Origin of the sequence: Ruegeria sp. HKCCA5491, from assembly GCF_013034565.1 — a bacterium.
Classification (GTDB): Bacteria; Pseudomonadota; Alphaproteobacteria; order Rhodobacterales; family Rhodobacteraceae; genus Ruegeria.
Window position 1 is genome coordinate 149642 of record NZ_WQGG01000011.1, and the last position, 17458, is coordinate 167099.

Consider the following 17458-nt stretch of genomic DNA (forward strand, 5'->3'; position numbering starts at 1 on the left):
CTCAGCGCTCCTTCAACTTGACGGATGCGTTGTAGATGTTCATCGCCATCGAAATCAGCAGCGAGGCCGTCAGATAGAACAGCATCAGCAGCAGGACGCATTCGATTGCTCGACCGGTCTGGTTCAGCGTGATGCCGCCCAGCGTGGCCGTGATATCCGCATAGCCCACAGCAATCGCCAGTGACGAGTTCTTGGTGATGTTCAGATATTGCGAGATCAACGGCGGGATGATGACCCGCAGCGCCTGCGGCAAGATCACAAGGTTCATGATCCGTCCAGGACGCAGGCCCAGCGCAGCCGCAGCTTCGGTCTGACCCTTCGAAATCGCCTGAATACCAGCACGTACGTTTTCTGCGATGAAGGCACCCGTATAGATGGATAGAGCAAACCACAGCGCGATCAGCGGACCGCCAACCTTGATACCCCCGCTGAAGTTAAAGCCCTTGAGCGCGGGAACTTCCCATGTCAGGCCCATCAAAACCATCAGCAGCGCAAACGGCACCAGCCATACGGCCAGTTTCACAAGACCGGTTTTTGGACGCTCACCCGTCTGTTCCTGCTTCAGCGTGGCGCGCTTTTCAATTTCACGAGTTGCAAACCATGAGCCCACCAGTACTGCAATGACCAACAGCCAATTCAGGAACGTCGCGCCAAACAGACCATTCGCAAACTCGGGGCGCGGAATGTAAACGCCTCGGTTGGTAAATGCGAACAGATCAAACAACATGCTGGATGTCGGGTTATCCCCGCGAAATTCCCGCGGACCCGGCAAAACCGCCGTCATGATCGTGAAGATGATGATGATCCAGATCAGAACCGGAATATTCCGGAAAATCTCGACGTAAACCGCCATCAGCTTGGACACCAGCCAGTTATTGGACAGGCGCAAAACCCCGGCGATCACACCAAACACAGTTGCGGTGATACAGGCCAGAAACGCGACCAAAAGCGTGTTGAGAATACCGACAACAGCCGCACGTCCGTGCGAGGACTGGCTGTCATATTCGATCAAACGCTGGTTGATGTCGTACCCGGACGGATCGCCCAGGAAGGAATACGAGATGTTGAGGCCTGCGGCCCTGAGGTTCTGGATCAGGTTGTTGCCCAGATACCAGATACTTAGCGCAATAACGATCGCCGCGATCACCTGGAACGTCAATGATCTGTAGCGGGTATCGTTTATGAGCATCGACAACCGAAAATCTGCTTTCGGCGGGTCAGTCATAGTCGACATATTTTGGGATCCCCGTGCTTTTCGGGTGCTTCCTTCCCGGCGAGGTTTTCCCCGCTCCTGAGCAGCCCGTAGCATTCTGTTATGGAAAAAGGGCGCAGGTTAACCCGCGCCCTTTTCTGTGGATTTTAGCGGAACGGCGGCGAGTACAGCAGACCGCCGTCGGTCCATTGTGCGTTCAAGCCACGTGCCAGACCGATCGGAGTTTCCTCACCGATGTTCTTGGCAAAGACTTCGCCATAGTTACCACCGGATTTGATCGCCTTCATAGCCCAGTCAGCGTCCAGACCCAGCATCTCGCCCAGCGTACCTTCGGTACCCAGCAGGCGATTGACTTCAGGGTTGTCGGTGCCAGCGGCCATCTCGTCGATATTTGCCGAGGTCACGCCCAGCTCTTCAGCCGAGACCAGTGCGTTCAGAGTCCAACGGACAACGTCGCCCCACTCGTGATCGCCGTGACGGACCAGCGGGCCCAGCGGCTCTTTCGAGATGATTTCGGGCAGCAGGACGTGGTCACCGGGGTTTTCGAACGTGGCGCGGGTTGCGGCCAGGCCCGATGCGTCGGTGGTGTAAACGTCACACGCACCAGCCAGGTACTGCTGCTGCGCTTCAGCGTTGGTTTCGATCGGAACCGGCTCGTAGCTGATGTTGTTCGAGCGGAAGAAGTCCGCCAGGTTCAGCTCGGTGGTGGTGCCGGTCTGGATGCAGACGGTCGCGCCGTCCAGTTCTTTGGCCGAGCTTACGCCCAGTGCCTTGGGAACCATGAAGCCTTGACCATCGTAGTAGTTCACGCCCACGAATTCGAACTTCAGGTCGACGTCGCGGCTGAAGGTCCAGGTGGTGTTACGGGCCAGCATGTCGATCTCGCCTGAAGCCAGCGCGGTAAAGCGTGTCTTACCGGTGGTCGGAACGAATTCAACGGCGCTTGCGTCGCCCAGAACGGCTGCAGCAACTGCGCGGCACAGCGAGACGTCAAAGCCCTGCCATTCGCCATTCGCGTCGGGTGCGGCAAAGCCAACCAGACCGGTGGTCACACCGCAGTTCAGCTTACCGCGCGCTTTGACATCATCGACAGTCCCCGCTGCCGCTGCGCCTGCAGCAAGGCCGGCAACGGTTGCCACGCCCAAGATTACGGATTTTTTCATTTTTACCTCTTCCTGATTTTCCGCCCCGACTCTGGGACGGTTCTGTCCGGCACCTTTGGTACCAGAAAGGTTTCCCCAAAGGTGTCTCCCCTTTAGTGGGCTTGAGTTTGGGCGCATTCATAAACAAACGTCAAGGGTCGGATCAGCGAAAACGATGGTTCATCTTACAGATGTTCGGCACAGCGGCGGATTTTCAGGCGTAAGAGCTCAAACCGAGAGGTCGAAGAACCTTTTGGCGTGTAGAAATGCAGCCCTTTTGACTTCGGAGGCGGCGTGGGCCTCGTCGTCATGACCCCATTGTTCGATTTGCCACAACTCGTCCAACCTTGAGATTTGCCAGATATCCTCGGCAGAGCGCCAGTCCGCAGCGGCTGCAAACCCCAGCACCAGCGACCCGGACAGGCTGACCAAGTCGTGGAAAGCGGCAAGCTGGAAGTTATTGAAATCATGGACACGTTGGCGCAATTCGTGCAAAACCGATGCGTCCTGGGGCTGATGCAAAACACCGGCGACCGGCAGCAAACGCGCCGTGAGCGCCTCGGCCGCCCAATCCAATGCCGGGTCCCACTGTTCGGCCTGCCGTTGCTGCAACTCCTGCGGGTGCGTGGCGCGATAGCATAACAGGTCCGAATCGCCGTAATCGGCCAGCATGTCCGCAACTTCGGCGTGCTGATGCTGGACCTTGTCGATGGCTGCGTTCGCCGAACGGGTAAACGGCATCGTGGTCGGGTCTACTTCTTTTTCCTGCGCGTTCCACTCGGCAGCGATTTCCTGCGCCAGGGCTTGAGTGGGCACGATCAACCCTACCTTGGCCGGCGTTTTGACGCGCCGACCATCCAATTCCACAGTAAACCCGCCTTCTGCGTCAACAACCGCGCTTTCGGTCCAGAATCGTTTCGGTTTCCAATCGCTCATCACTTCAGGTCCAGATTTGATCCAGCGCGCCCGGCAACTGGTCGAAGGTTTCGATTATGGTCGTTGCGGCATCAAGTGCAGGGCGCGTATGATACCCCCATGTCACACCGATGGCGGGGACACCGGCAGCAGCGGCCATATCCATGTCAAACCGGGTATCGCCGATCATGACCGTATTCACCGCCTCAACGCCCGTTTCGGCCCGGGCCGTGTCAATCATCGACGGATGCGGTTTCGAAGGGTGGTGATCGGCTACTTGCCGCGTAACAAAATAACCTTGCAACTCGTGCCCTTCGATCAGCGCATCCAAGCCGCGCTGAGATTTCCCGGTTGCAACGCCCAGCAAGACCTCGGGGATGGCGTGCAGCGCTTCGATTGCCTCTCGCGCACCAGGATAAAGCGGCGACCCTGCCATGCCCTGTTCCAGCCGATGCGCATGATAGGCTTGCTTATACCCTTCGACCAACCGCGCCTGATCCGCATCAGACTGAAGCGGCGCAAGCTGTGCGATGGCTTTGGGCAGCGACAGGCCAACGATGGACAAAATCGCCTTGCGATCAGGCACCGGCAGGGACAGCGCGTCAAAACTGGCGGTCATCGCGCCGACGATACTGCCCTGACTGTCGACAAGGGTGCCGTCCACGTCGAACAGCGCCAAACGCAAGGGTGCGCTCATTGCAGCTCCTCGAACGGGTCGTCGGCGGCCAGATCCTCGGTCCAGCCTAAGGTATCCCAGCTGTGTTTCATGTGGTCCGGCAAGGGGGCTTTTACGGTGATCGTCTTGCGTGTCACCGGGTGCTGGAACGACGCTTGCCGCGCATGCAGGTGCAGCTTTTTGCTGATGATCCCGCCCAGTTGTGCGCCCCAACCGTCACCGAGGTTTTCCTGACCCGAACCGCCATATTTACCGTCACCGATAATCGGATGACCGATCGCGGCCATATGTGCCCGCAACTGATGCGTTCGACCGGTAATCGGCTCCATGGCCACCCACGCGGCGCGCCCTGCCACCCGGTAAAGAGTGGCATAGAGCGTATGCGCGCGTTTCGCACCCGGTGTATCGTTGACCTCATTCAGGTGAACGGCGACCATCTTTTCGCCTTCGCCCTGCTTTCCATGGCCCGACGCCTTGACCAGACCAGTCTTGATTTCGCCCAGATACGGCGTCGGCACCCCGGCCACCAACGCCCAATAAATCTTACGCGTGTCGCGGTGGCGGAAGGCTGCGGTCAGGCCCTTGGCGGCTTCGCGTGTGCGTGCCATCAGTAGAACGCCGGAGGTGTCCTTATCCAACCGATGAACCAAACGCGGATTTTCGTCATAGCCAAACCTCAGTGCTTCGGACAGGCTGTCCACATGGCGGGTTTGGCCGCTGCCGCCCTGCACAGGCAAGCCATGGGGTTTGTTCAACGCCAGCACGTGATCGTCGCGGTAAATCACGCAGGATTGGATCATCTTGGCGTCCGCGTCGGAAACCCGGCGTTTGACTTCGGCCGGTTTGTGATCAACGTCGGGCAGAGGGGGGACACGCACAACTTGTCCAGCCTCAAGCCGGGTCGAGGCTTTGACCCGGCCACCTTCCACACGCAATTCACCCTTGCGGCACATCTTCTCGATACGGCCCTGACTGACATGTGGGAACAGACGGCGCAGCCAGCGATCCAACCGCTGGTCTCCGTCACCTTCTGCCACGGTGATCATCTGTACGCCGCTCATGCCAATATCCCCTGCGCCGCGCGGTGATCCCGCGCGAAATGCGTATCATTCAGTGCCATAGAAAACATGCGCGTCTGTGGCGTGCCCAACCGCAAGAGTCAAGCGGGCGTTAGCCGTTGCGTTGCGCGCGAAGCTTGGCGAAATATTCCAGTCGCTTTTTCAACTCGCGCTCGAAACCGCGTTCGACAGGTTGATAGAGATCAGGCCGCTGCATGCCGTCCGGAAAATAATTCTGACCGGAAAACCCATCTTCGGCATCGTGGTCATAAGCATAGCCCGCGCCATAGCCCTGATCCTTCATCAGGGATGTTGGGGCATTCAGAATGTGCTTGGGCGGGGGCTCGCTGCCGGATTGTTTGGCCAACCGCATGGCGGCCTTGTACCCTACATAAGCGCCGTTCGATTTGGGCGCCAAGGCCAGATAGACCAGCGCCTGTGCCAAGGCCAATTCCCCCTCCGGGCTGCCAAGACGTTCATAGGTTTCCCATGATTGCAGGCATATCGCCTGAGCCTGCGGGTCAGCCAACCCGATATCTTCAACCGCCATCCGGGTGATACGGCGCGCCAGATATCTAGGATCCTCGCCCCCCGTCAGCATCCGCGCAAACCAGTACAAAGCCGCGTCGGGGTCGGACCCCCGCACGGATTTGTGCAGCGCCGAGATCAGGTTGTAGTGCTCATCACCGGACTTGTCGTATTTTGCGGCCCGACGCATCAGCCTTGTGGACAAGGCACCCGGGTCCAGCGGCGCATCAACCTGCCATGCCGCAACCTGTTCGATCAGATTCAACAAAGCCCGACCATCGCCATCCGCCATTTCCTGAAGCGCTTCACGGGCAGTACCCGTCAGAGGCAATGCCCGGTCCAATTCTTTTTCGGCACGTTGGGTCAGATGCTCCAGATCAGACAGGCTCAGACGCTCAAGCACCAGAACCTGCGATCGGCTCAGAAGGGCGGCGTTCAGTTCGAAAGAGGGATTTTCGGTCGTGGCCCCGACCAACAGGATCGTTCCGTCCTCCATATGCGGAAGAAACCCATCCTGCTGCGCCTTGTTGAACCGATGAATCTCATCCACGAACAAAAGCGTGCCCTGCCCGTTCTGACGCCGTATCTTCGCGGCCTCGAACACTTTTTTCAGATCCGGAACGCCGGTAAATATTGCGCTGATCTGAACAAAATGCAGGTCCGTTTCCTGCGCAAGCAACCGCGCGATTGTGGTTTTTCCAACACCCGGCGGCCCCCAGAATATCAGGCTCGACAAACTACCTGACGCCAGCATGACGCCCAACGGCGCGTCCGGGCCCAGAACCTGCTGCTGCCCAATCACCTCGGACAGTGCTTGCGGCCGCAGGCGATCCGCAAGTGGCCGGTGGGGGCTTGTTGTGGGCTGCTGAGTGGCCCCGGTATCGAACAGATCGCTCATTGCGTCACAACCGGAACCGCAAAGACACGGTGCGTCCACCGCGCAGGATGTCGAACTGCAGCCTGCGGCCCGGATCAGTTAGCGCGTCGACCAGATCGTTGGGATGCTGAATGTCCTGACCGTTGACGCTGTTGACCACATCGCCCGCACGCAGACCGGACCGCCCGCCATAAGGGCCGGCATCAACCACGACGACCCCGGTCTGTGACAACAGCAAACCCATCCGTGAAATCACTGCCGGATTGATGCGCGACACCTCTAAACCGGGCATGACCGTTTGATCATCCAGCGTAGTTTCGTCGGCTGATGGTGTTTCCGGGGCTTTGATCAGCGCGATCTCAATCTCTTCGCTGCTGTCGCCGCGCAACAGGGTAAGAACCGATGTTCCGCCAACACCCGCGACAGACATCCGAAACTTCATCTCGGCGGGTGAGTTCACCTCATCCCCGTCAACATGGGTCACGACGTCACCAACACGCAATCCAGCCTCGGCCAAAGGACTCAGTCCGTGCAGGTCCGAGATCACGACGCCCTGCGGGATGACAAGCCCCAGAGACTCGGCGATATCGGCGCTCATATGCTGCCCGGCCATCCCTGCCCATGGGCTTACAAAGCTGTCATTGCCGGACTGCGCTTGCCGCAGAAACTCGGCCACCAGATTAGCAGGGATGGCAAAGCCGATGCCGTTCGACCCGCCGGATCGCGTCAGGATAGACGTATTGATCCCGATAAGGTTCCCGTTCACGTCGATCAATGCGCCGCCCGAGTTGCCGGGATTGATCGCAGCATCCGTCTGAATGAAGTAGCCCCGCGCATTGCCCGTCGCAGTACCCGTGCGCGCCAGCCCTGAAATAATCCCCGACGAAACGGTCTGCCCTACCCCAAACGGGTTTCCGATGGCCAAAGCCAGCTCTCCGACCTCGACCTGATCGGAATCGCGCATCTGAAGGTATGGCAGGTCCGTCGCATCCTCCAGCCGCAGAATGGCGATGTCACTTTCCTTGTCACCTAATACAACCTGCGCCGAGTATTCGCGGCGGTCTGTTGCCACGACACGAATCTCGGTTGCCATTCCGACGACATGGTAATTCGACACCACGTAGCCATCGTCTGACAGGATCACACCGGACCCCAATGAGTTCTGGACCCGTTGACGAGGCTCCGAGAATCCGCGGCCGAAAAAGTCCTGAAAGAACGGGTCAGAAAACAGGGTGTTCGCACGCCCCTGACGGATGATCTTGGCATAGATATTCACGACAGCCGGCGACGCCTGCTTCACGACCGGCGCAAATCCCAATGAGATTTCGGCCTGTGACTTGGGAACACGGGTTTCTGCCGCAGCAAAAGACGCGCACGCTATGAAAAGTGCGAAAAGGGACGGGCGGAGCATTGTTTCCTCGACCTGCAAATCTCAGATGGATATGCGGCTCCGTGCGCCGTAATGCAAGCGCCGACGCACGAAGATGGCGGCTTCGGTGCCTGGGCTGAACGTTAGAAAAGGACGCCTCGGCGTTCACTGGTGGCGCGTCATTCTATCGGTGACCAATCTGGGCCGGGATCATAGGCTTCGATATCTGCGCTTAGGTCCAGCGTTTCCGGCCCCAAGTCAGCCTCGTATACGATCCCGTTTTCGCCCACTAGGAACGAGTGAATGCCCGTCTTGCCATAATCCGCCGGAACCGCGAGCATCGCGTGACCGGCCACGAATCTGTCGCCGACCATATAAGAATAAGCGCCACCGGGGGCACTTGGCCCCTGCCCCTGCAAGATCGTGTAATAGTAGCCAAGAAACGGCTCGGCGTCGTAATCCGCTTCGCCGTCGCTCCATCCGGATGCCGCGGCCCTTGCAAGGGCTGCACCGACAAAACTGTCCTCATCCGGCCAGAATAGCCCGTTGCGCGCGCCCGGATCGGCAATGATGTTGCGTGCAAATTCCATGACACCGTCGCCGTCGTGATCGACCAGCCGGAACGCCGCCTGCAGATCAACATAGGCTTCGAGCAGGTCGATCACTTCCAGCTCGTTCAGGCCAATCTCACGCGCGGCGACTTCTTCAGCGCCCACTTCGATGTCGAATTGCCAAGCCTCTGCGCTGCGCAGGATCGGGATAGGGAAAGGCCAGCTATCCTCGCCCAAGAGGATCACAACCCCGTCGTTTTCAGGCTGAAAGCGATAGCCCTCGGCGTACATGGCCAGCACCTCACGCCGCCTTTGCTTGTCCTCAGCAGGATCGCCAGAGCCAATCAGATCTTCGGCTTCAGGCCCAAAAATGTCCAGAAGGGCATTGTGATCATCCGACCTGAGAGCATCCACAAACGCGTCCAGCGCCGACTGAGGCGTGTCAAATCGCGCGCCCTCGGACATTGCCAGACCAGCAGATGCGAGAAGAAAGAATACAGAAACAACCGCTTTGCGCATATTACCTTCTCCGTGCTCCCTTGGCCGCGTGTCCACGTTTCGACGCGCTTTTGGCCCTGTTACCAGAGGATTTCTTTTTCATGGCCGCGCCCTTGGCAGCAGATGGCTTCCGCTGAGTCGTCGCCGGTTTCTTGGCCTGAGGTTTCTTGACGCTTTGTGGCTTCTGCTTGACCGGTTTCTTGGCAGCGTCCGGCCTTTGCTTAGTGCGGTCAATGGCCTGCTGCTTGGCGGCGGCCCTGTCCCCGTCCACGTTGCCACGGTTCACCTTCGGCAGTTGCTTGTCGCCGCCACGGTTGGCCAAAGCACTTCCGGCGACAGCTCCGGCACCAGCGCCGGCAGCGGCGCGATCACGACTGATATCCGCCGCACCGGATTCCCGGCTTAGCTTGGCTCGCAGTTCATCCGTCCGCCCGTCCGGTCGGTTGACAGGTAAATCGCCGCGCCCGCCTTCAGGCCTTTTGTGATCCGATATCTTGTCGCGCGCCTGTTCTTTCCGCTCGGGGTCCGGAGTCCAACCGATATCCGTCCGGTCGCCCCGGTCAATCTCATTACCGATATTGATATTACCATCCACATCAATGTCGATGTCGGGGTTTCTGACGATGGGTTGACCGTTCCATCCACCACAATTCCGGCAGCCCCAGTAGTCATTCCAATCGTCATCGTCGTCAAAGATTTCGTCAATCAGGGCAACGGCCCCAAATGTCAGCAGCGCGGTTCCGATCACGTCCCCGGTCGAGGGACCGGTGTAGACGGTCTGCGGATCATATTGCGGGACATAAACCGTTTCCGTGTTCGTCGGCGTGATCACTACCGTTTCGTCTTCGGTCACCTCGACGGTTTGTTCCGGCCCCGAGACCAGCGCGCCACTGTCAATCGCCTGATCCCGCATGACCTGTACGGCGTCCATCACATCATCGGACTGAGCCAGCATTGCCGTCCCCATAGTCTCGGTCCAGTCGATATGCGTAGCCATCTGCCCTACAACTTCGGGGAAGGCCGTTGCCAGTACGCTGACGGAAGGATCCCATCCCATGGCGTCGATCTCTGACTCCAGCTCTGTTGGATCGCGATCGGCGTTGTCCAGCAGGAACCGCTCGGCCTTAACGATCTCCAACGGTTGGGTGGCCGCCACGAAAATCTGGATGAGTAACGTGTCGGGATACAGCGCAACCGGCGCGACCAGCGTTTGCAGTTCGGCGTCGGTCAACAGGGTATCGTCGGTCTGCGCATCCTGAGATGCCTCCTGCGCAAACATAGAAACCGGTGCGCAAAACCCGAGTAAAAGGACAAGATATCTAAACATATTGCGATCCTTCAATTGAACCAAGGATCGCCCAAGTTAATGATTCTGGCAACAAAACCGCTTTTTGGCCGCCAAAACGAAAAAACCCCCACGCCTGTAGCGCAGGGGTTTCGTTCAGAAAGACGGGCTTTCTTATTCTTCGTCTGCGGCTTCTTCAGCAGCAACGCGGGCTTTGTCAGCCGCGCCTTTGGCGTCGACGTCACGATCAACGAATTCGATGATCGCCATCGGTGCCATGTCGCCATAGCGGAAGCCAGCTTTCAGGATGCGGACATAACCGCCCTGACGCTCGGCATAGCGGGGGCCCAGAACTTCGAACAGCTTTGCGACGTCCTTGTCTTCTTTCAGCTGTGCTGCGGCCTGACGGCGGGCGTGCAGGTCGCCGCGCTTGCCCAGAGTGACCAGCTTTTCGATGATCGGGCGCAGTTCTTTCGCCTTGGGCAGAGTTGTTTTGATTTGCTCATGCTCGATGAGCGAGCCAGCCATGTTCGCAAACAGAGCCTTACGGTGCTCATGAGTACGGTTCAGGCGGCGGTAACCACGTGCGTGACGCATTTTTCAATTCCTATCTTGCGTTTTGCTTTGTCTGGCCGGCGATGCGTGTCACCGGCTCTCCTTGGAGCGGAAGTGCCCATTTTGTCCCCGGCAGCCCGGGCATTGGGGAAGACGCGCTTAAAACGCGTCTTCGAATTTCTTCGCCAGATCTTCGATGTTATCGGGCGGCCAGTCCTCGACATCCATGCCGAGGTGCAGACCCATGCCGGACAGCACTTCTTTGATCTCGTTCAGCGACTTGCGGCCGAAGTTCGGGGTGCGCAGCATCTCGGCTTCGGTCTTCTGGATCAGGTCGCCGATATAGACGATGTTGTCGTTCTTCAGGCAGTTTGCCGAACGGACCGACAGTTCCAGCTCGTCTACTTTCTTCAGCAGCAGCGGGTTGAACTCCAGACCATCGTCCTCGTCCTGGCGGCCAGCCGATTCCGGCTCGTCGAAGTTGACGAAGATCGACAGTTGATCCTGCAGGATACGAGCGGCAAAGGCCAACGCATCTTCCGGCGTGATCGAACCGTCGGTTTCGATCTTCAGGGTCAGCTTGTCATAGTCCAGAACCTGACCTTCACGGGTCGGCTGAACGTCGTAGGCGACCTTCTTGACCGGCGAATAGATCGCGTCGATTGGGATCAGACCGATAGGCGCGTCTTCCGGCTTGTTCTTCTCAGCCGAGACATAGCCCTTACCGGTGTTGACGGTCAGTTCCATGAACAGGTCGGCGCCATCGTCCAGGTGGCAGATGACGTGATCGCGGTTCAGAACCTCGATGCCGGCGCTTTCGCTGATGTCGCCAGCGGTGACAACGGCTGGGCCTTTAGCATTGATCGACAGGCGCTTGGGGCCTTCGACTTCCATGCGCAGGGCAACCTGCTTGAGGTTCAGGATGATGTCGGTGACGTCTTCGCGGACACCTGCGACCGATGAGAACTCATGCAGAACGTTGTCGATCTGAACGCTGGTGATGGCCGCACCTTGCAGGCTGCTCATCAGAACGCGGCGCAGCGCGTTGCCCAGTGTCAAACCAAAGCCACGCTCCAGCGGTTCAGCGACCAGAGTCGCCTGACGCGCGGGGTCGTTGCCCGGTTTGCCTTCCAGTTGGGTCGGCTTGATCAATTCTGCCCAATTCTTGTGGATCATGTAATCCCTCCATTCCTGTCCGCGCCCCATGACCAACAAGGTGCAGACGCCCGAGGTTCAAAATGACGTGCTGGGGCCGTGCAAAAACACTGGCCCCAGCTCAATTCAAAATCGCTTAGACGCGGCGACGCTTCGGCGGGCGGCAGCCGTTGTGAGCAATCGGAGTCACGTCGCGGATCGACGTGATGTTGAAGCCCACGGCAGCCAGCGCACGCAGAGCCGATTCACGACCCGAACCGGGGCCCTGAACTTCGACTTCCAGCGTCTTGACGCCATGTTCCTGCGCCTTCTTGCCTGCATCTTCTGCAGCCATCTGAGCGGCGTAAGGTGTCGATTTCCGCGAGCCTTTGAAGCCCATGGTACCGGCAGACGACCACGAAATGGCGTTGCCCTGTACGTCCGAGATCAGGATCTTGGTGTTGTTGAAGGTCGAGTTCACATGGGCAACGCCCGATGCGATGTTCTTACGCTCTTTGCGCTTAACGCGAGTCTTGTCACGTGCCATCAGTCAGACCCTCCCTTATTTCTTCTTACCAGCAATGGCCTTTGCGGGGCCTTTGCGAGTACGAGCATTGGTGTGGGTACGCTGACCGCGAACCGGCAGGTTGCGGCGGTGACGCAGACCGCGATAGCAGCCCAGGTCCATCAGGCGCTTGACGTTCATCTGAACTTCGCGGCGCAGATCGCCTTCGACGGTGAAGTTTTCGTCAATGAATTCGCGAATTTTCAGAACTTCGGCATCGGACAGTTCATTGACGCGACGGGTCGCTTCAATGCCCACAGCGTCGCAGATCGCTTTGGCCGAAGTGTTGCCGATTCCGGTGATATATGTGAGGGCGATAGGTACCCGCTTTGCAGTCGGGATGTTTACGCCGGCAATACGTGCCACGTGTCACTTTCCTTTTCGTTGCGGTTCCGTAGCTCCAGAACCTTTTTTCACAACGCCTAACCGTGGCAGTGTCGCCAGAGGGCTCAGCATTTTATGATATGATCATGTGAACGGATTGCCCGCACACAATTCGATTCTCTTCCGAGATAGCGTCCAATAGTGTTGCGCGACCCGCGCGTCAAGCGCAGATCGCATATTGATCCCGAATTCATTCCGCAGGCTCGATTTCGGGGAAGGTCCAGGTCCCGTCAATCACTTCTGGCGCTGGTTGGTACAGGCGCACAGCATAGTTCCAGCCCTCCATGATCGGCAAGCAGTTCACACGGCCGTCTTCGCATTCACCGAAGTGCACGGTCAACGATCTATCCGGGTTGCGGTCGCCCGTCACCGAGTTGATCACATAGACACCTAGATCGTTCTCTTCAAAGAATCCGGCCGAGTTATACAGACTGACGGACCAGAATGCGCCAACCGGAACCTTGGCCGGAACGTCCAGCTTATACGCCCCCAACGCCAGACCCGGATCGACGTTCAGATAAAAGGCCTGTGCCTCTGGCAAGCCACCCCAGCCAAACCCTGTTCCCAGCAGGTGCCGCACAGGGTCAACCTCGTCTTTCGCGCCGAATGTGCCAGTGCTGTCGGGAGAAAACCGCGCCAGTTCCAGCACCGCGCTCAACACCTTGTCAAAAGCATCTTTATCGTAATGCGCTTCGTCAAAAGGTCGCGCGGAATTGGCCTGAAGCGTAACCCCGTCCTGCAACGCGATCACTTCGGCAACATCCTCGGGATCCTCCGAGTTGACAAGATACCGAAACAGGAGCGCCACATAAGGCGTATCGAACTGATCAACAGTCAGCTCATAAGTACCGCCGCCCAGAAACACATCATTGACGTAGTGATCCTGATTGACCACCTGAACCGACACGTACCGATCACCGGATTCCGGCACAGTCAACACCGCCCCGTCCGAGATATCCACCACCGACATACTATACAGCGTATCGCGGTTCATGCGGATAGTCGGCTGCATATCCAAGGGCGTCGGCCCGCGCACATGAAACAAAGCATTCACAGCGCCCGAATTTTCAAGATATTTGCGAAACTCGATATCTGTTGCAGCGCGGACAAAATTGTCGACGTTGACCGGCGTTGTATCCGCCAACGCGCCAAGGGCCAAACTGGTCAAACCCGATGCGACCGAGAGCATTCTGAGCAATTTCATCAAATCCATCTCCCAAAAAAATGCGCGCGTTGGCAAAGGTGATACCTCGGCAAACACACGCATTCAATTAATTAGAGATGTTACCTTAGGACACCTGCGATCGCGCCCTGAACCTCATCAATTTCGCCCAAACCATCGACCCAGGACAGGTTGCCCTTGGCATGGTAATAGCCGATCAGCATCGAGGTCTTCTTGTAGTATTCCATCAGACGGGTCTTGAGGCTTTCCTCATTGTCGTCCGCGCGGCGTTTAAAGTCATTTTGCTTGCCGCAGTTGGTGCATTTCCCATCTGCCGGGATCGGTTTGGTGATGTCGTTATAGACCTCACCGCAACCAGCACAGGTCGACCGGGCCGTGATCCGCGCGACCAGAGCGTCATCGTTGACCTCCATCGCGATGACAGCATCCAGAGACTCACCCGTGCTGTCCAGCAACTCACCCAGCGCGTCAGCCTGGGCCAACGTGCGCGGGAAACCGTCAAAGATGAAACCACCTTTGGCACCCTGCTCCAGTTTTTCGCGGATCAGACCAATCACGATCTCATCCGTGACCAACTCACCCTTGGCCATCACTTCGGCCACGCGGTTGCCCATCTCGGTGCCGCTGTCCTTGGCCTCGCGCAGCATGTCGCCGGTGCTCAGCTGGACCATGCCGCGTGTTTCCACCAAGTGGCGCGCCTGCGTCCCTTTACCTGCCCCCGGGGGGCCCAACAAAATAATGTTCATCGACGAGCGGGTCCCTTCCTGCCGCGTTTCTTACCTTTACCGCGCAACTGGGACTTTTCAATAAGCCCTTCGTACTGGTGCGCCAGCAGGTGGCTCTGGACCTGTTGGATCGTGTCCATGGTCACAGAGACGATAATCAGAACCGAGGTGCCGCCGAAATAGAACGGGATGGCGAACTGGTTCCGCAGAATTTCAGGCAGCAAACACACCGCCGCCAGATACGCCGAACCCAGAACCAGAACGCGGTTGACCACATATTCCAAATATTCAGCGGTTTTCTTGCCCGGACGGATACCCGGAACAAAGCCATTCTGCTTTTTCAGGTTATCCGCCACATCGTCCGGTTTGAACGAAACGTTGAACGTATAGAAATAGGCAAAGAACACGATCATCGAAGCGAAGAACAACAGGTACAAAGGTTGTCCGGGGCCAAAGTTGGCCAGCAGCCATGACATGATCGGCCCGTTGGTTGCACCTGACGAAAAGGTCGAGATGGTCACCGGCAGAAGCAACAACGAGCTGGCAAAGATCGCCGGGATCACGCCTGCCGGGTTTACCTTGACCGGAAGGTGGCTGGAGCCGCCCTCATAGATCTTCATACCGGCCTGACGGCGCGGGTATTGAATGTGGATCTTACGCAAGGCGCGCTCCATGAATACCACAAAGGTAATCACGGCAATCACCATCACGATCACACCGATGATCACTGCAGGGCTGATCGCGCCCGAGCGGCCCGAGGCAAAGAACTGCGCCAGAGCAGCCGGAACTTCGGCAATGATGCCCACGAAGATAATCAGAGAGATACCGTTGCCGATGCCGCGTGCGGTGATCTGTTCACCCAGCCACATCAGGAACATCGTACCACCGACCAGCGTGATCATGGTCGACAGACGGAAGAACAGGCCCGGATCGGTTGCCAGATCGCCCGATTCCAGTGAAACGGCCAGACCATAAGCCTGTACGGTGGCCAGTGCCACGGTGCCGAAACGGGTATATTGGTTGATCTTCTTGCGCCCCTGCTCGCCCTCTTTCTTGAGCTGTTCGAGCGCGGGAACCATAGATGTCAGCAGCTGCACGATGATCGAGGCTGAAATGTAGGGCATAATGCCAAGGGCAAAGATACCCATCCGCCCAAGCGCCCCGCCGGTGAACATCGAAACCATGCCGCCGATGCCCTGCCCCGCTTGCTCCATGAACTCGCGCAATGCTTGGCCGTCGATGCCCGGAACCGGAATGAAGGTGCCCAGACGATAGACGATCAGCAATGCAAGCGTGAACAAGATGCGGTTGCGCAGATCGGTGGCTTTACCAAGGGCAGACCAGCTTGTGTTGGCTGCCATTTGTTCTGCTGCTGATACCATAAATCGGTCTCTCTTATGAAAACACCGCCCGGAACCGTTTTCCGGCTCGGGCGGCGTCTTGGAAAACTCTGAGGTCTATGTAAGCGGGTCTTGGCCCGCTCACAAGCGCTTACTCTACCGCAGCGGCTTTTGTGACCTTAAGTGAGCCGCCCGCTTTCTCAACTGCTTCAACAGCAGACTTCGAAGCGCCGGTGACTTCCAGGTTCACTTTGGCGCTGATTTCACCTTTGGCCAGAACGCGGACACCGTCCAGCTTTCGACGAACCAGACCGGATTCAACCAGTACATCTTCGGTGATCGCAGCTTTAGCGTCCAGTTTGCCGGCATCGACGAATTTCTGGATCAGGCCCAGGTTGATAACGGCGAATTCCTTACGGTTCGGCTTGTTGAAGCCACGCTTGGGCAGGCGTTGGTACAGCGGCATCTGGCCACCTTCGTAGCCATTGATGGCCACACCCGAACGGGATTTCTGGCCTTTGATACCACGGCCACCCATTTTACCCTTGCCAGAACCGGGACCACGGCCAACGCGGGTCCGTTTCGGTGCAGCGCCGGGATTATCGCGCAATTCGTGCAGTTTCATATCGCTTCTCCTAAGCCGGATGTGACCCCCGAAGCGTGATGGGCCAAACACGGCGTTTCTTGGTTTTGATTCTCGTGGACGCAATGCCACCGGGGCGGGTTACAGCGTCGCGTTGCAGGATGCAAGTTTTGTTGTCCCCAATGTTCAAGATTTCGGGAAAAACAAACAAGCTCGCCCCCTAAAACCCAAAAGAGACGCCAATTGGCGCCTCTGGGTCAGGTCAACGGTCTGATCAGTTTATCAGCAGTAGACATGCTTTTGAGCGATATCGCGGATATCGCACCGACGCACACCGATATCGTTTAACTCACGGTCCGACAGGCTTTGCAGCTCTGAATAGGTGCGGTTGTACTCGGCACGCAGGGTATAAGCCTCTTTGATGCGAGCGACGAGCGTTGCGATGCGGGCGTTCAGGCCAAAGCCTTCGCGGGTGTATGTTGCAGTATTTGCCATAGTTCATTTCCTTTCTAAGCCCGAAGCGAATTCCCCGGGATAATGATTGCGTTCCTGTTTGGGACACGGCTCAGATAAGGAGGGCGGGTATCGCTAACAACGGATGTTTCGGTCTATCCGCTATGCGTTGGGGGAATGGCGAAACAGGAGTATGTACACCGCTTAACGCGATGAATGTCCACTTGGCGGAAGGAAGCGGCCGTTAGTTGCACCGCTGCACAGGACATTGGAGGGAGTACTTTAGAGTTGAATAGTAACGTTTCTCTATCGACTGTTTCGCCTGGCACATTTTCGTAGCTCGAAAAATTGACGGGCTTTGGCCAATATTGCGAGCGAATGCGCGTGAAAATTTGCAAACCCATCGCTGGAGAATTGAGTGTTC

General features: G+C 57.7%; 18 protein-coding genes. All 18 read right to left on the minus strand.

The features are described 5' to 3' along the window. Position 1 precedes the first annotated feature (1 nt). The gene (locus GOV88_RS15495) at positions 2–1234 is read right to left on the minus strand and encodes an amino acid ABC transporter permease (RefSeq protein ID WP_171126056.1); all 1233 of its coding nucleotides are present in this window, start codon (positions 1232–1234) and stop codon (positions 2–4) included. A 125-nt stretch (positions 1235–1359) separates the two neighbouring features. Beyond that, entirely contained in the window at positions 1360–2376 is a 1017-nt protein-coding gene (locus tag GOV88_RS15500; RefSeq protein ID WP_171126054.1) for an amino acid ABC transporter substrate-binding protein, read from the minus strand. A gap of 207 nt (positions 2377–2583) precedes the next feature. Next, positions 2584–3291, minus strand: coding sequence for an ATP12 family chaperone protein (locus tag GOV88_RS15505; RefSeq protein WP_171240993.1), 708 nt, complete (start codon positions 3289–3291; stop codon positions 2584–2586). Positions 3292–3295: 4 nt separating this feature from the next. Then, positions 3296–3967, minus strand: a complete 672-nt coding sequence (locus GOV88_RS15510; RefSeq protein WP_171240994.1) for an HAD-IA family hydrolase — start codon at positions 3965–3967, stop codon at positions 3296–3298. Then, the gene (locus GOV88_RS15515; protein ID WP_171240995.1) at positions 3964–5007 is read right to left on the minus strand and encodes an RluA family pseudouridine synthase; all 1044 of its coding nucleotides are present in this window, start codon (positions 5005–5007) and stop codon (positions 3964–3966) included. Before GOV88_RS15515 ends, GOV88_RS15510 begins: the two co-directional genes overlap by 4 nt. A 109-nt stretch (positions 5008–5116) precedes the next feature. Then, positions 5117–6430, minus strand: coding sequence for a replication-associated recombination protein A (locus tag GOV88_RS15520; RefSeq protein WP_171126046.1), 1314 nt, complete (start codon positions 6428–6430; stop codon positions 5117–5119). A gap of 4 nt (positions 6431–6434) precedes the next feature. Beyond that, positions 6435–7820, minus strand: coding sequence for a trypsin-like peptidase domain-containing protein (locus GOV88_RS15525; RefSeq protein ID WP_171240996.1), 1386 nt, complete (start codon positions 7818–7820; stop codon positions 6435–6437). Positions 7821–7957: 137 nt separating this feature from the next. Then, positions 7958–8848, minus strand: coding sequence for a DUF2950 family protein (locus tag GOV88_RS15530; protein ID WP_171240997.1), 891 nt, complete (start codon positions 8846–8848; stop codon positions 7958–7960). A gap of 1 nt (position 8849) precedes the next feature. Beyond that, complete coding sequence (locus GOV88_RS15535) at positions 8850–10154, minus strand: DUF3300 domain-containing protein (RefSeq protein WP_171240998.1); 1305 nt, start codon at positions 10152–10154, stop codon at positions 8850–8852. Positions 10155–10286: 132 nt separating this feature from the next. Further along, a complete protein-coding gene (gene rplQ, locus GOV88_RS15540; RefSeq protein ID WP_039538314.1) occupies positions 10287–10709 on the minus strand; it encodes a 50S ribosomal protein L17 in 423 nt (140 codons plus the stop codon). Positions 10710–10826: 117 nt separating this feature from the next. Further along, positions 10827–11843 carry a DNA-directed RNA polymerase subunit alpha gene (locus GOV88_RS15545; protein ID WP_058276312.1) on the minus strand — a complete coding sequence of 339 codons (1017 nt, stop codon included), beginning with the start codon at positions 11841–11843 and terminating at the stop codon, positions 10827–10829. 115 nt (positions 11844–11958) lie between these two features. Next, complete coding sequence (gene rpsK / locus GOV88_RS15550) at positions 11959–12348, minus strand: 30S ribosomal protein S11 (RefSeq protein ID WP_008757289.1); 390 nt, start codon at positions 12346–12348, stop codon at positions 11959–11961. Between the two features lie 15 nt (positions 12349–12363). Continuing rightward, the gene (gene rpsM / locus GOV88_RS15555; RefSeq protein ID WP_171126038.1) at positions 12364–12732 is read right to left on the minus strand and encodes a 30S ribosomal protein S13; all 369 of its coding nucleotides are present in this window, start codon (positions 12730–12732) and stop codon (positions 12364–12366) included. A gap of 208 nt (positions 12733–12940) precedes the next feature. Next, positions 12941–13954, minus strand: coding sequence for a DUF1214 domain-containing protein (locus GOV88_RS15560; protein ID WP_217358925.1), 1014 nt, complete (start codon positions 13952–13954; stop codon positions 12941–12943). An 80-nt stretch (positions 13955–14034) separates the two neighbouring features. Then, positions 14035–14679 (minus strand): adenylate kinase, encoded by a 645-nt coding sequence (locus GOV88_RS15565; RefSeq protein WP_171126036.1) that lies wholly within the window; start codon positions 14677–14679, stop codon positions 14035–14037. After that, a complete protein-coding gene (gene secY, locus GOV88_RS15570) occupies positions 14676–16040 on the minus strand; it encodes a preprotein translocase subunit SecY (RefSeq protein WP_171126034.1) in 1365 nt (454 codons plus the stop codon). Before secY ends, GOV88_RS15565 begins: the two co-directional genes overlap by 4 nt. Positions 16041–16149: 109 nt before the next feature. After that, a complete protein-coding gene (gene rplO / locus GOV88_RS15575; protein WP_171127071.1) occupies positions 16150–16623 on the minus strand; it encodes a 50S ribosomal protein L15 in 474 nt (157 codons plus the stop codon). A 240-nt stretch (positions 16624–16863) separates the two neighbouring features. Continuing rightward, positions 16864–17076 (minus strand): DUF1127 domain-containing protein, encoded by a 213-nt coding sequence (locus GOV88_RS15580; RefSeq protein WP_171126031.1) that lies wholly within the window; start codon positions 17074–17076, stop codon positions 16864–16866. Positions 17077–17458 lie beyond the last annotated feature (382 nt).